This is a genomic window from Corynebacterium glyciniphilum AJ 3170 (assembly GCF_007673095.1).
Lineage (GTDB): Bacteria > Actinomycetota > Actinomycetes > Mycobacteriales > Mycobacteriaceae > Corynebacterium.
Window position 1 is genome coordinate 181900 of sequence record NZ_VDYZ01000006.1, and the last position, 12282, is coordinate 194181.

13 protein-coding genes are annotated in these 12282 nt (G+C 61.1%); 8 read left to right on the top strand and 5 right to left on the bottom strand.

Going from position 1 to position 12282, the window contains the following annotated elements; all coding sequences use genetic code 11:
• The first annotated feature begins 164 nt into the window (after positions 1–164).
• Both FS507_RS07735 and FS507_RS07740 read left to right on the top strand, forming a co-directional pair.
• The gene (locus FS507_RS07735; RefSeq protein ID WP_145942207.1) at positions 165–698 is read left to right on the top strand and encodes a peptidylprolyl isomerase; all 534 of its coding nucleotides are present in this window, start codon (positions 165–167) and stop codon (positions 696–698) included.
• Between the two features lie 47 nt (positions 699–745).
• On the top strand, positions 746–1240 hold the full coding sequence (locus FS507_RS07740; RefSeq protein WP_260853216.1) for a rhomboid family intramembrane serine protease: 495 nt from the start codon (positions 746–748) through the stop codon (positions 1238–1240).
• On the opposite strand, the gene crgA is transcribed toward FS507_RS07740, so the two are convergent.
• Entirely contained in the window at positions 1203–1487 is a 285-nt protein-coding gene (crgA, locus tag FS507_RS07745) for a cell division protein CrgA (protein ID WP_075816169.1), read from the bottom strand. The two genes, FS507_RS07740 and crgA, sit on opposite strands and share 38 nt — an antisense overlap.
• A 91-nt stretch (positions 1488–1578) precedes the next feature.
• Here crgA and FS507_RS07750 point away from each other — a divergent pair, with 91 nt between their 5' ends.
• The 3 genes from FS507_RS07750 to FS507_RS07760 all read left to right on the top strand — a co-directional run bounded on the left by FS507_RS07750 (position 1579) and on the right by FS507_RS07760 (position 3778).
• Positions 1579–2253 (top strand): anthranilate synthase component II, encoded by a 675-nt coding sequence (locus FS507_RS07750; RefSeq protein ID WP_145942208.1) that lies wholly within the window; start codon positions 1579–1581, stop codon positions 2251–2253.
• Between the two features lie 95 nt (positions 2254–2348).
• Positions 2349–3122, top strand: coding sequence for a CoA transferase subunit A (locus FS507_RS07755; protein WP_145942209.1), 774 nt, complete (start codon positions 2349–2351; stop codon positions 3120–3122).
• Positions 3119–3778, top strand: coding sequence for a CoA transferase subunit B (locus tag FS507_RS07760; protein ID WP_145942210.1), 660 nt, complete (start codon positions 3119–3121; stop codon positions 3776–3778). Before FS507_RS07755 ends, FS507_RS07760 begins: the two co-directional genes overlap by 4 nt.
• Positions 3779–3814: 36 nt before the next feature.
• On the opposite strand, the gene FS507_RS07765 is transcribed toward FS507_RS07760, so the two are convergent.
• The gene (locus FS507_RS07765) at positions 3815–5560 is read right to left on the bottom strand and encodes a GAF domain-containing protein (RefSeq protein ID WP_186314602.1); all 1746 of its coding nucleotides are present in this window, start codon (positions 5558–5560) and stop codon (positions 3815–3817) included.
• Between the two features lie 153 nt (positions 5561–5713).
• On the opposite strand from FS507_RS07765, the gene FS507_RS07770 reads away from it, so the two are divergent.
• The 3 genes from FS507_RS07770 to FS507_RS07780 are packed head-to-tail and all read left to right on the top strand — an operon-like array spanning position 5714 to position 8591.
• Complete coding sequence (locus tag FS507_RS07770; protein WP_145942212.1) at positions 5714–7024, top strand: MFS transporter; 1311 nt, start codon at positions 5714–5716, stop codon at positions 7022–7024.
• A 17-nt stretch (positions 7025–7041) separates the two neighbouring features.
• The gene (locus FS507_RS07775; protein ID WP_186314603.1) at positions 7042–7524 is read left to right on the top strand and encodes a PhzA/PhzB family protein; all 483 of its coding nucleotides are present in this window, start codon (positions 7042–7044) and stop codon (positions 7522–7524) included.
• Between the two features lie 41 nt (positions 7525–7565).
• The gene (locus tag FS507_RS07780) at positions 7566–8591 is read left to right on the top strand and encodes a PhzA/PhzB family protein (protein ID WP_145942214.1); all 1026 of its coding nucleotides are present in this window, start codon (positions 7566–7568) and stop codon (positions 8589–8591) included.
• Between the two features lie 559 nt (positions 8592–9150).
• On the opposite strand, the gene FS507_RS07785 is transcribed toward FS507_RS07780, so the two are convergent.
• The 3 genes from FS507_RS07785 to FS507_RS07795 are packed head-to-tail and all read right to left on the bottom strand — an operon-like array spanning position 9151 to position 12165.
• Entirely contained in the window at positions 9151–10092 is a 942-nt protein-coding gene (locus FS507_RS07785) for a fumarylacetoacetate hydrolase family protein (RefSeq protein ID WP_145942215.1), read from the bottom strand.
• A gap of 3 nt (positions 10093–10095) precedes the next feature.
• On the bottom strand, positions 10096–10881 hold the full coding sequence (locus FS507_RS07790) for a cyclase family protein (RefSeq protein WP_145942216.1): 786 nt from the start codon (positions 10879–10881) through the stop codon (positions 10096–10098).
• A gap of 39 nt (positions 10882–10920) precedes the next feature.
• The gene (locus FS507_RS07795; protein WP_186314604.1) at positions 10921–12165 is read right to left on the bottom strand and encodes an MFS transporter; all 1245 of its coding nucleotides are present in this window, start codon (positions 12163–12165) and stop codon (positions 10921–10923) included.
• Positions 12166–12282: the final 117 nt, after the last annotated feature.

Below are 12282 nucleotides of genomic sequence, written 5' to 3' on the forward strand. Positions count from 1 at the left end.
GGACCCGCACAGTCGGCGGGTCGGTCGGTTGTCTGTCACTTCACTAACGGTTCTTCTGTCGACACAAAATGGGTCGTCATCCAACGATAACCAAATCTGCGTCCGAGGGTAGTCGGAATCGGACGATCAGGGGTGTCGGACCGCTGTCCGGTAGCCTTGCCCCCATGACTGTTCAGAAAACCGCGACAGCGACACTGCACACCAACTACGGCGACATCGCCATCGACCTCTTCGGTGACCACTCGCCGGCCACCGTGAACAACTTCGTGGGTCTGGCCACCGGCGACAAGGAGAAGGCCCCTTACACCACTGAGAACGCCTCGGGCAGTGCCGAAGGCCCGTTCTTCGACGGCGCGATCTTCCACCGCATCATCGACGGCTTCATGGTCCAGGGCGGCGACCCGACCGGCACCGGCCGTGGCGGCCCGGGCTACGAGTTCGCCAACGAGAACCACCCGGAACTGCAGTTCGACCGTCCCTTCCTCGTCGCCATGGCGAACGCCGGCCGCGACACCAACGGCTCCCAGTTCTTCATCACCGTCGGTGCGCACCCGCACCTCAACGGCGGCTACACCATCTTCGGTGAGGTCACCGACAAGGAGTCCCAGAAGGTCGTCGCCAAGATCTCCCGCGTCTCCACCGACAGGATGGACCGTCCCGACGAGGACGTCGTCATCGAGTCCGTGGACGTGGCCTGATCATCAGGCGTTTCTTCGCCGGGGCCCCGGCCACGGCGAGTCTGATCGTGGCCTGGGACCTGATGGTCGACCCGGCCGCCATCACCGGCGAGGGCCAGTGGTGGCGTCTGGTCACCGGGGCGTTCGTCCATCTCGATCCTGGCCACCTGCTGATGAACATGCTGCTCATCGGGCTGATCGGACGGGAGTTGGAACGCGCCTACGGGACGCTCACCATGGTCGTGTCCATGGTCCTCTGCGCCGTCGGCGGCGGGCTCGCGGTGATGTGGCTCCAGCCTGATAGCGTCGTCGGTGGAGCATCGACGATCGGTTACGGCATGTTCGCCATGCTCGTCGGTCTCTCCCTTCAACGGAGGACGGACGTCCGGGCACCGCTGGTGCTCATCGTCGTCAACCTGTTGTATTCCGTGACGGCCGGTGGCGTGTCCCTGCCCGGCCATCTCGGCGGACTCGCCGCCGGTGCGGTGGTCGCCGTGGTACTGACCGCGACCCGCCGGGGACGTGCTACTTCCACCCCATGGTCATCAACAGACCCACGATGAACAGGCCGAAGCCGATCAGGTAGTTCCAGGCGTTCAGGTCCGCCATGAACGGGATGTTCGGCCCGGCGATGTAGTTCACGACCAGCCAGGCCAGGCCCAGCACCATGAGGCCGAGCATGAGCACGATGTACCAGCGCGGCGTGCCGGTCGCGTTGAGCTTGACCGGTGTGCGGCGGTCGGCGGCGGATGCGCCGACGGAGGTGGCGGAGTTGTCCTCCGGTGAATCGGAGATCCGAGACTTCGGCATGTATATCCCTCACTGACATGGTGACGTGTTCGAACTGAACCAACCCTACCAGCACGAACTGCTGTTTCCTCTACGGGATAGGATGTGCGTTATGCGCATCCTCGTCATCGACAACTACGACAGTTTCGTCTACAACCTCGTGCAGTACCTCGGGGAACTCGGCGAGGACTGCACGGTGTGGCGTAATGATGCCGTCGAGCTCGGCTCCACCGCTGAGGACCTCGTCAGCGCACTGGAACCCTTCGACGCGGTGCTCGTCTCCCCGGGTCCGGGCGACCCCTCATCCGCGGGACGCACCCTCGACGTCATCGCGCACTGCGCTGGTCACCGTGTCCCGCTGCTGGGCGTCTGCCTCGGGCACCAGGCCCTCGCACAGCATTTCGGTGCCGAGGTGGTCCGTGCCGACGAAATCTTCCACGGCAAGACCAGCCCCGTCACGCACGACGGCACGGGTGTTCTCGCCGGAATCTCCAGTCCGTTCACTGTCGCCCGTTACCACTCCCTGACGGTTGATCCGGCGACTGTCCCGGCGGAGCTCGTCGTCATCGGTCGGGTCGCCTCCGGCATGATCATGGCGATGCGTCATGAGTCCCTCCCGTTGCACTCGGTCCAGTTCCACCCCGAGTCTGTGATGACGGGCAACGGCCACCGCATACTGGCGAACTGGCTCGCCGACGCAGGACGGCCCGTCGACGAGGCGGAACTGACCCGCCTGGCGGAGCGTCACGCCGCGACCCTGGCAGGTGCGACCGCCGTGGCGGGATAAATAATCGATTATTCTGGTCTAGTGTGATTTTACGGTCAAAATAGTATGATGGACCCTGTTCTAACGTGGTTAGACACGAACAGGAGGATCTATCGATGGACGTACGTACGGCTGGTGACCGCGGGCGAAAAGTGGTCGGCACGACTGGTGAGGCGGTGGCTGACATTCCGCAGGGCTCCCGCCTTGCTGTCGGCGGATTCGGGTTGGTCGGTGTCCCCGACCAGCTGATTGCAGCTCTCGTCGATACGGGGGTCGACGAGCTTGAAGTCTTCTCCAATAACTGTGGCGTCGACGATTGGGGACTGGGCCTGCTTCTTGCGCAGCACAGAATCCGACGGGTCGTGGCGTCCTACGTGGGGGAGAACAAGGAGTTTGCCCGGCAGTATCTTGCGGGAGAGCTGGAGGTTGAACTGACGCCGCAGGGCACACTCGCCGAAAGGCTTCGCGCCGCCGGAACCGGGATACCGGCGTTCTACACCCCGGCAGGTGTAGGCACCCCCATCGCCGACGGAGGATTGCCGTGGCGATACACCAGCGACGGCGCTGTCGCCGTTGCCTCACCCCCGAAAGAGATCCGCGAATTCGGTGGCCGTCATTACGTCCTCGAAGAAGCCCTCCAGGCAGATGTGGCGTTGGTCCACGCTGTCCGCGGTGACACCGAAGGCAATCTCGTGTTCGCCAAGACCGCGATGAACTTCAATCCGCTGTGCGCGATGGCGGGGACCGTCACTGTCGCCGAGGTTGAGGAACTCGTGGCACCCGGTGAGATCGATCCGGCAGAGGTCCACCTCCCCGGGATCTTCGTCCAGAGAATTGTCGAGACAGGCCCGCAGGAGAAGAAGATCGAGAAGAGGACGGTGGCGTCATGAGTTGGACGCGGGAACAGATGGCTGCACGGGCGGCCCTGGAGATGAGTTCAGGTCAGTACGTGAATCTCGGCATCGGTTTGCCGACACTCATCCCAGGGTATCTTCCGGAGGGCGTGGAAGTGACCCTGCACAGTGAGAACGGGATTCTCGGCACTGGTCCCTATCCGGCGGAAGACAAGGTAGATCCGGACCTCATCAATGCAGGAAAGGAGACCGTGACGGTCAACCCTGGGGCATCCTTCTTCGACTCTGCGCAGTCTTTCGGCATGATTCGAGGCGGGCACCTCGATGTGGCGGTCCTGGGCGGGATGCAGGTGTCGCGGCGTGGTGACCTGGCCAACTGGATGGTCCCGGGGAAGATGGTCAAGGGTATGGGTGGTGCCATGGATCTGGTGCACGGTGCTGACCGTGTCATCGTGGTGATGAATCATACGGCCCGGGACGGCTCGCCGAAGATCCTGTCCGAATGCGACCTGCCGTTGACTGGCCAGGGTGTGGTCGACAGGGTCATCACGGATCTCGCGGTGATTGATGTTGCGCGTGATGACAGTGTCGGCGGACGGCTGATCCTGCGGGAGACAGCTCCTGATGTCACGGTGGAAGACGTCGTCGCAGCAACGGCGGTGGACCTTGAGGTCGAGCTTTCCGGGACGTAGCCGGGTTGGGGCCGCCGCTCACACGGACGTGACGGACTACTGGTGAGCTGTAGCGTCGAGATAGCGCTTCCACTGTAGGAGCATCACGGTTTCAGAGATGTCGTTGTAGGACCGGAGATCGAGGTCGGTGAGTTCGGTGACGCGCCGAAGCCGTTGATGAACGGTGTTCCGGTGAATGACCAGTCGGGATGCTGTTTCATCGACTGATCCCCCTGCCGAGACGTAGGTCTCCAGAGTTTGTACAAGATCGGTTCGGTGATCACCGTCATAGGTCGTGAGCGCCCCAAGTCGGTTAATGAGGGTGGTCTCGAGTTCTTTCCTCGGCACGTGAACGCAGAGATGTGCAGCGGTGCCGAGGTCGGCGAAGGACACGACATCTCCTTGTCGTGACGTAGCCGCAGCATAGCGGGCCTGTGTGAGGTGTGTCTGCATGTCAGAGATACCGGTGAACTGTCGGCTGAGCCCGACGCCGAGGAGACCGGGGTGCCGCTCGACATCTAGTGACGGACGGTGTCTCGCTGCCGGATGATCCAGCAGGAGTATCGCTTCAGCGCCTACGGCGACGCTGGCGATCACGTCGTTCCACTGATGTACGTGATGTCTGGTCCGCGATGAGAACGCCAGTGCCTCTGCCGCGGAGGCGAAGGACACTACTGCCAGCCCCAACTGCGGATAGGTACCGATCCCCAGGACGTCCGCTGCGACGGTGCGCTGGGCATCGCTGAGCATGCCGGAGCACAATGCCACCAGAGCGTAAGGACGGGCGACCCGCGAAGAGGTACGGTCCTCGACACGACGCGCGAGTACCGGGACAAGAATACGACTCACGAAATCGAGGAACGGTGCGGCGTCATGAGACGACGAGTCTTCCAGCCCGAGGACCAGGGTGCCCAGTGGACCATGGGCATCATCGATGGCGACGGTACCGTTGTCGTTTCCGTGCGGCTCAGCGAGGAGTCTCTTCATCGAGTCCACCGGACCGTCCGAGGCGAGGACGACCCCCTGCTCATCGAGGATGGCTACCGCACAGAGGAGATGATCGGCCAGGACGCGGGTGATGCCGCTGAGCGCTGCGGCGGGTGGTTGCGCGCAGCATTCTGCCACTTCGGCCTGAAAGGCCGAGAAAGACGTGGCGATGGCACGCTGGTGATCGGAATGAGAGCGGGCCGCAGCAGCGTCAGCATTTCGTGCCCGCATCACCTCCGCACGGCGTGCCGATTCGATGGCCAGAGCACTGAGTCGACCGACGACCTCAAGAGTGAGCAGTTGGGCCTCCTGCGGTGCGAACTCGTCGATCCAGTAACAGTTGAGCACGCCGAGGACCGTCGATCTTCTGACGAGCGGAAGACTGAGCATCGATACGATGCCCTGCCGTCGGAAATGCTGTTGCCAGGGGGCGTCGCCGGTGGCATCTGCACGGCAGACTACCTGGAGCCGACCCATGAGAAACGCATCCACACTGGGAGGGCGGTGGCCCGGGACCGGGCCCGCGATCGACATGGAGGTGAGGTCGAGGACCTCATCGCCGAGGAATGCACCGTCATCACTACTACTGACGATGCGCAACGTATCTCGTCGCTCGTCGGGAAGGCGGACACAGGCGTAGTTGCAATCCATGACGGAGAGGACTGTCTGACAGAGACCGGCGATCGTTTCCTCCAGCGAGGTGAAGCCGTCGACACTGTCCGCGACCTCGGTCAGCAGAAGGAGACGGTCGAGTTCGCTGACCTGCTTCGTTCTTGGATAACTAACGTGGTCGGGGGTCGGAGGCGAAAGGTTCACGGAATCCACCGTTCATGTATGGAAGCACATAGAAGACTTCACAACAGTGTTACTCCATACATTTCTTTGCTGCAAGTAACGGCATAGTTTTGGTTCCACGCCACAGACACTGTGAGCGTCGTCATAGTAGATCACTCCCCCTACGGAGGCAGCATGGCTGCACAATCAGAGACTTCACCGTCGAAACTCACCGAGCTTCGTCACGGTTGGCGGGTTCTCCTCGCCTCGACCCTGGGTATCGCGGGCGGTATTATCGCGATCCCGTACTACACTAACGCACTGTTCTTTCCGGAGTTGAGTGCAGAGTTCGGCTGGTCATCAGCGAACCTGTCGCTCGTCGTGCTGGTGTACAACCTGACATGGGCGTTACTGATGCCGTTCGTCGGGCGCCTCACCGATCGCTTCGGCGTGAGGGTGCCTGCACTGGTGTCCGGATTCTTCCTGGCCGTGGGCTATCTCCTGCTGTCGACCGTCGGCAACAACTTCGCCCTGTATTTCGTGGTCTTTGTCATCACCATGGGCCTGTCGATCTGTACGGGGGCAATTGGTTTCGCCCGCGCAATCGGCGTGACGTTCGACCGCATGCGTGGTCTCGCACTCGGCATCATTCTCGCAGGCAGCGGAGTAACAGCCGTCATTGCCCCGCAGGTCCTCGGACCGATTATCGAGAATTCCGGCTGGAGGGTCGGCTTCCGGTCCTTGGCCCTGGCAGTCATCGTGCTCGCCGTGGTCGTGTTCCTTCTCATGCCGTCGGGTGTTAACCGCGATGAGGGGAAGGCTGAAAGAAAGAATACAGCGGAAGACGTTCGCAAGGTTCCTTTCAAGCGAATCATCGCCGAACCCGTCTTCCGGCGCCTCGCGCTGGCATTCCTCTGCATGGCACTGGCAGTGGGTGGCATGGTCATCCATCTCTATCCCATGATGCTGGAAGCCGGGGTTTCTGAAGGAGCTGCACTGTGGGTCCAGAGCGCAATGGGATTCACCGTCGTCATCGGTCGACTTCTGTCCGGTTACCTCTTCGACAAGTTCCATGCCCCTCACGTTGTGGCGAGCATTCTGGCACTTGCTGCCGTCGGCCTGACCCTGCTTGTCTTCGGCGGACCGCATCTGGCACTCGCCGCTGCTTTCGCTGTCGGATTCTGTGTCGGAGCAGAGGTGGACGTTGTCGCGCTCCTGACATCACGCTTCTTTGCGATGGACGTATTCGGGCAACTCTATGGACTGCTCTACGCCGCATTTACCCTCGGCTTGGCAGGGAGCCCGTACGTCATCGGACTTCTCGTCGACAATACGGACGGTTTCGTCCCGACGGTATCGTACTCGGCAGTTCTCTTACTGCTCGGCAGCATTCTGTTCGTCACTTTGCCGAGGTACGGGGAGCCCCGCCTGAGGGCAGTGGAAACTGTGACAACCCAAGATCCCGCAGAGACGTCCGCATCCGCGGATGATCTCGCCACCAAATGAGAAAGGGAAGAACCGTCATGAATAATGCAGCTTTGAAAGAGAAGAACCGTAAGGTTGTCGACGCGTTTCTCGAGCTGAGCGGGCCGGACCGTGGGCCCAAGCGTGCGGAAATGTTCGCCGACAACTCGAAGGTCGAGATGTTCATTCGCATGGGTGAGGGAGGTCAACTCGATCTCGACGGCAAGGAATGGTGCCTCGATACGCCTGACACCTTCCCGATCTGGGGTTTCTACGAGACGACTGTCTACGAGAGCGTTGATCCCAACTCCTTTCTCGTGCCAGCCGTTGGACGGGGAAAAGTGTTCGCCCCCGGTGGCAAAGGTCCCGGCTACGACGTGGCGATCTGGTACATCCTCTGCTTCGAGCTGGAAGACGGGAAGATCACCCTTTTCCGAGAGACCGTGGACTACGCCCGTGGCGGGATGGTCATTGACGAGCGCTATACAGCTGACCGACCAGACCGCTTCGTCCGCCGGGACAACCCGTTCGGGTACAAGTGACCGGAAAATCCACCAACCCCACTCCCTGAAAGGTAAACATCATGGATCTTGAAAAGACGGACATTATTCCCGTCAATGACACCGATATCAGGAAGAAGAATATCGCCACCATTCGGGAATATGTCGACGCGCGCACGGAAGCGGAGCGAGGCCGCCGTTGGGACCTCTACGCCGAGGACTGCACGAGCGGAGCCGTCGCCGGAGAACCCGTGAAAGGAAAAGAACTGGCACGCACGTCCACCGAATGGAACCTGAAGTATTTTCCTGGTTTCGTCTTCGACGACAACATCATCTTCCAGTCGGTCGACCCGGACTACTACGTGGTGGCATCGAAGGGGAGGGGAGAGGTGAACTTCCCTGAGCACGGTGGTCCGCACCCGTATGAGAACGACTTCTTCCATGTCTTCCGGATGCAGGACGGTAAGATCAAGGACTACTTCGAGTACTCCAACGCTCTCGGACTCTACGAGGCGCTCGGTCTCGACGTTCCGGAACTCCAGAGCCCCGGTGGTTGGCCGGACCACACCGCCGAGGAAATCGCCTACGACCCCTTCCCGAAGATCGAATACAGCGATCCGGAGGACCCGGACATCATCGACGACAGTGACCGCGAACTCCGGGAAAAGAACATCCAGGGTCTCCGCAAGTACGTGGACGCTCGGACTCTGGAAGAGAGGAGTTCGCGGTGGGATCTTTACGTTGACAGTGACGAAGTCACCAGTGGCGCAGCCGGCCTCCCGGTCTCCTTCGGTAAGGCGAAGGCTCGCCAGGCCACCGAATGGAACCTTGATTATTTCCCTGGCTACATCTTCAACGACAATGTCGTACTTCAGACTCAGGACCCGAACCTTTTTATGGTGGTGTCGAATGGTACAGGTGGCCTGTACTATCCGGCCTACGGTGAACAGCGGACCTACGACAACGTGTACTTCCATGTGTTCACAATGCAGGACGGGCGCATCCTTCACTACTATGAGTTCGTGAACTCGAAGTTCCTTTACGATGCTCTAGGAGTGGAGCTGCCGGACATCAGTATTCCTGTGGGCTGGCCTGGCGAGGGCGTGTAGACGACTAGCCGGCAGGCGGTTACGCTATGAGAAGAGGTGGGGACCTGAGGAAACCAGGGACCTACCTCTTATCGGAGTATCGGGGCCGGACCGATTTCGTCGACGGAAACCGCTTCGCCTCCGGGGCGAATCGGGTGACTGCCGCGGACAGGCAGCATCGTGAACTGCTCCAAAAATCCTTCAGGGGTATCGCAGTAGTCGCCATAGCGCGAGACGCCGGAAGCTCCTACTGAGCATCACCTTCCCGCTATCCCTGCCTCGGGCTACTGACGATTATGCCGGGTCATACCTTCTGGAAGATCTCGCCCCCGTTTTATACATTCTCCGGCCATTAATCCGGACGAGCTGTCCGGACAGTCGGTGCTTTTCGGTGTACGGATACTACGTGTCTCGGGGAGGTGGCGAAAGACGACGATGGCGGCTACCCGGAACAATGGATCTATCGCAGGCAGATGCTGGCACGCGCTGGCATGGTCGAGTAGGGACAAAGTAGAGCCCCAGTCGCGTGAGGGGCGACCGGGGATCGAAGTGACTTCGGGAGGCGTGCAGGCGAAAAGAACTACACCGGTCGCGTCCACTCCACTGAACGGGCGCGAGGAACCGGGTGCACCTCGACGCCCTCCACGACAGTGTTGGTGATGGTCCCGATGCCCTGGACGGTCATGGTGACGGTGTCTCCGACAGTGATGGGCGCGGGATCGATCTCCCCCTTCCAGCCCCAGAACTCCGCCAGGCATCCGCCACCGCAGGTGCCGCTACCGATCACGTCGCCGCGCCGGACCCAGGTGCCACGGCTGGCGTAGGAGACCAGTTCGGCGAAGGACCAGGCCATGTGGGACAGCACGTCCTCGGTGATCTGGCGGTCGTTGATCCGCAGTTCCATCCGCAGGTTGAAATGGTCTCCCTCCCGGTACCGCTCGAGTTCGTCCAGGGTGACGACCACGGGCCCTAAGGTCGATGCGGAATCCTTACCCTTGGCGGGACCGAGGCCGACCTTCATCTCGGCGGTCTGAAGGTCTCGGGCTGACCAGTCGTTGAGAATCGTGAAACCGCCGATGTGGTCCCATGCATCTTCCACACTGAGGTTGAAACCATCTTTCGAGATCACCGCCGCGACCTCGAGTTCGACATCGAACCGCTCGGACCCGGGCGGGATCCGGACGTCGTGTCCGGACCCTACAGCTGCGTGGGGGTTGGTGAAGTAGAACGCCGGAGCGTCGTACCAGGCGTCTGGTGCACCGTCTCTATTGGTGACGGTGCGCATTGAGCCCGCGGTGTGTTGTTCGAAGGTGATGAAGTCCCTCAGGGACGTCACTGGCAACGGGGGCTCTAACGGTCCGAGAGCGTCCCAGTCGACCGTTCCTGTGGTCGGGATCTCCGGAGCGCTGGGATCGAGGGCATCGAGCGGGTCACGGTCTTCACTGAAAAGATGGACCTCACCTGTTTCTTCAACCCGTCCGAAACGACGGACTCCGTCGACTGTCGCAGATACGATACGCATTCCTTATTCTCCGTTCTCGTCGTCGATGATGGCTACCGCGCGGGTCCATCCGGCTGATGCTGCGTGGATCTTGACCGGGAAGCACGAGACAGTGAATCCCGTGGAGGGGAGGGTCTCGAGGTTGTGCAGCTTCTCGATGTGGCAGTACTCCATGTCACGCCCTGCCTTGTGGCCTTCCCAGATGATGCTGGGGTCGTGGGTCTTCTTGTACCGTTCAGCGGTGTAGGAGAACGGCGCGTCCCAGCTCCAGGCATCAGTACCGGTGATCCGGACGCCTTGGTTGAGGAGGTGCAGGGTCGCGTCCCGCCCCATTCCGCATCCGGTGTCGACAAAGTCGGCTTCGCCGTACCGGACTCCCGCGGCGGTATTAACCAGGACGATGTCGAAGGGTTGAAGGGTGTGTCCGATGCGGTTCAGCTCTTCGTCGATATCCGCAGGCTGGACGACGTAGCCGTCCTCGAAATGCCGGAAGTCGAGCTTCACCCCGGGGCGCAGGCACCAGTCGAGCGGGACTTCGTCGATGGTGATGGCCCGTTCGCCGTTATTCATCGTGGACGCGTAGTGGTAGGGAGCATCCAGGTGTGTCCCCCCGTGGGTGGTCATGTTGATTCTCTCGATCGCCCAGCCTTCGCCTGCGGGGAGGTCACTGGTCTGAGCCCCCGGGAAGAAAGCGACCACATCTTCAGCGGACTGTTGATGGTCGATGTACTGGATTTCCGGACGGTGCCCGGGTGGGTCGGATGCGATGCCTGCGCGAATGTCGACAGAGATGTCGATGAACTTCTGCATGATGGTTCTCCTTGTCGGGGATAGTCGAGGGTAGGGGGATCAGGCCGTCGTTGGTGAAGTGCGGTCGGAGGTCACCGGAACTGCCGGGTCCGGCAGTGCCCTAGTGTCCTTGGGCAGGAAGAGAGTGACTGCCGCGCCAGCGAGGAACAAGACGCCGGCGACAACCAGTCCGGCAGCGAGCGAGGCGACACCGGCTAGTGCGCCGAACAATAGGGGAGCGAAAGCGGAGACTCCGCGCCCCACGTTGAAGCAGAATCCGGAACCGGTGGCTCGGACCCTGGTCGGGTAGATTCCGGCGAGGTAGGGGCCGAAGAGACCGGCGAAGGTCATGAAGAAGGCATACGCGGGTCCGAGTAGCAGGAGCCCTGTCTCGTTGGTGACCACTCCGTATAGCGGCATGAGCACCCCGGCCCCGACCATGGCGCATATCAGTGCGAACCGCTTCCCGAACTTGTCAGCGATGTATCCGAATACGTTGTAACCGATGAACATTCCGAGGTTGAGCCATGTCATGAATGTGCCCACCGTCTGTGCATCGAGACCACGTTCCGTCTCCAGGTAACTCGGTAGCCATGTGCTCGACCCGTAGAAGGCGATGAATGCCAGGGATGCGACCACGCTGGCCAGCACTGTGGTGCGAAGGTACGGCTGGGCCATGATCTCGCGGAGAGCCGATTCTGACTTCTCCGGCCGACCGGCCTCGCCGGGAAGGGGGAGATTGCGTTCCTCGAGCCACATCTGTGATTCACGGAAGGAGAAGATCACGATGAGAAGGGGGAGGATAGCGCCGAGACCGGCGACCAGAAACATTTCCCGCCAGTTGGGAAGCATGAAGCTCGAGAGCTGTGCGGCGACCAGGCCGCCGATGGGGTAGGACGAGAGGACGAACGTCAGCGCGACGGAACGTCGCTCCTTCGGCCAGTTCTCCGTGACGAAAGCGGAAATCACGCTCCACACGCCACCAAGACCGAGGCCTGAGATGAACCGGACGATGATGAACACCGTGAGGTTCGGGACAACGAAGATGATCGAGGTGAAGATGATGAAGATCGAGACACAGACTAGCAGAGCGAATCTGCGACCCCGGGAGTCAGCGAGCGAGCCCATGACGGGGCCGCCGACTCCCATACCAAGCAGCGTTGCGGTCGCAAGCAGGCCCGCCTGGGTGGCCGTAATGTCAAGGTCTGATGAGATGGCAGGTAACGCCATGGAAAGCAGGAGGATCTCGAGGGCGTCGAACATGTAGATGATGAACGAGCCGACGAGGATGATCCATTTGTACATGTGGATCCTTCCACGAGGTGGCTGGTGGTGTGGGCATCGGTCGTGGCGTCGAGCACATATGATCAGGAGAGTGACGTACATCGCCGATAGAATCACTTTTGCACGGCAACACACTAC

Excerpts from the sequence above, each read along its gene's own strand:
- crgA (WP_075816169.1), bottom strand. The coding sequence starts at position 1,487 with ATGCCGAAGTCTCGGATCTCCGATTCACCGGAGGACAACTCCGCCACC.
- FS507_RS07780 (WP_145942214.1), top strand. The coding sequence starts at position 7,566 with ATGGATCTTGAAAAGACGGACATTATTCCCGTCAATGACACCGATATC.
- FS507_RS07770 (WP_145942212.1), top strand. The coding sequence starts at position 5,714 with ATGGCTGCACAATCAGAGACTTCACCGTCGAAACTCACCGAGCTTCGT.
- FS507_RS07750 (WP_145942208.1), top strand. The coding sequence starts at position 1,579 with ATGCGCATCCTCGTCATCGACAACTACGACAGTTTCGTCTACAACCTC.
- FS507_RS07735 (WP_145942207.1), top strand. The coding sequence starts at position 165 with ATGACTGTTCAGAAAACCGCGACAGCGACACTGCACACCAACTACGGC.
- FS507_RS07755 (WP_145942209.1), top strand. The coding sequence starts at position 2,349 with ATGGACGTACGTACGGCTGGTGACCGCGGGCGAAAAGTGGTCGGCACG.
- FS507_RS07795 (WP_186314604.1), bottom strand. The coding sequence starts at position 12,165 with ATGTACAAATGGATCATCCTCGTCGGCTCGTTCATCATCTACATGTTC.
- FS507_RS07775 (WP_186314603.1), top strand. The coding sequence starts at position 7,042 with ATGAATAATGCAGCTTTGAAAGAGAAGAACCGTAAGGTTGTCGACGCG.
- FS507_RS07760 (WP_145942210.1), top strand. The coding sequence starts at position 3,119 with ATGAGTTGGACGCGGGAACAGATGGCTGCACGGGCGGCCCTGGAGATG.
- FS507_RS07785 (WP_145942215.1), bottom strand. The coding sequence starts at position 10,092 with ATGCGTATCGTATCTGCGACAGTCGACGGAGTCCGTCGTTTCGGACGG.
- FS507_RS07790 (WP_145942216.1), bottom strand. The coding sequence starts at position 10,881 with ATGCAGAAGTTCATCGACATCTCTGTCGACATTCGCGCAGGCATCGCA.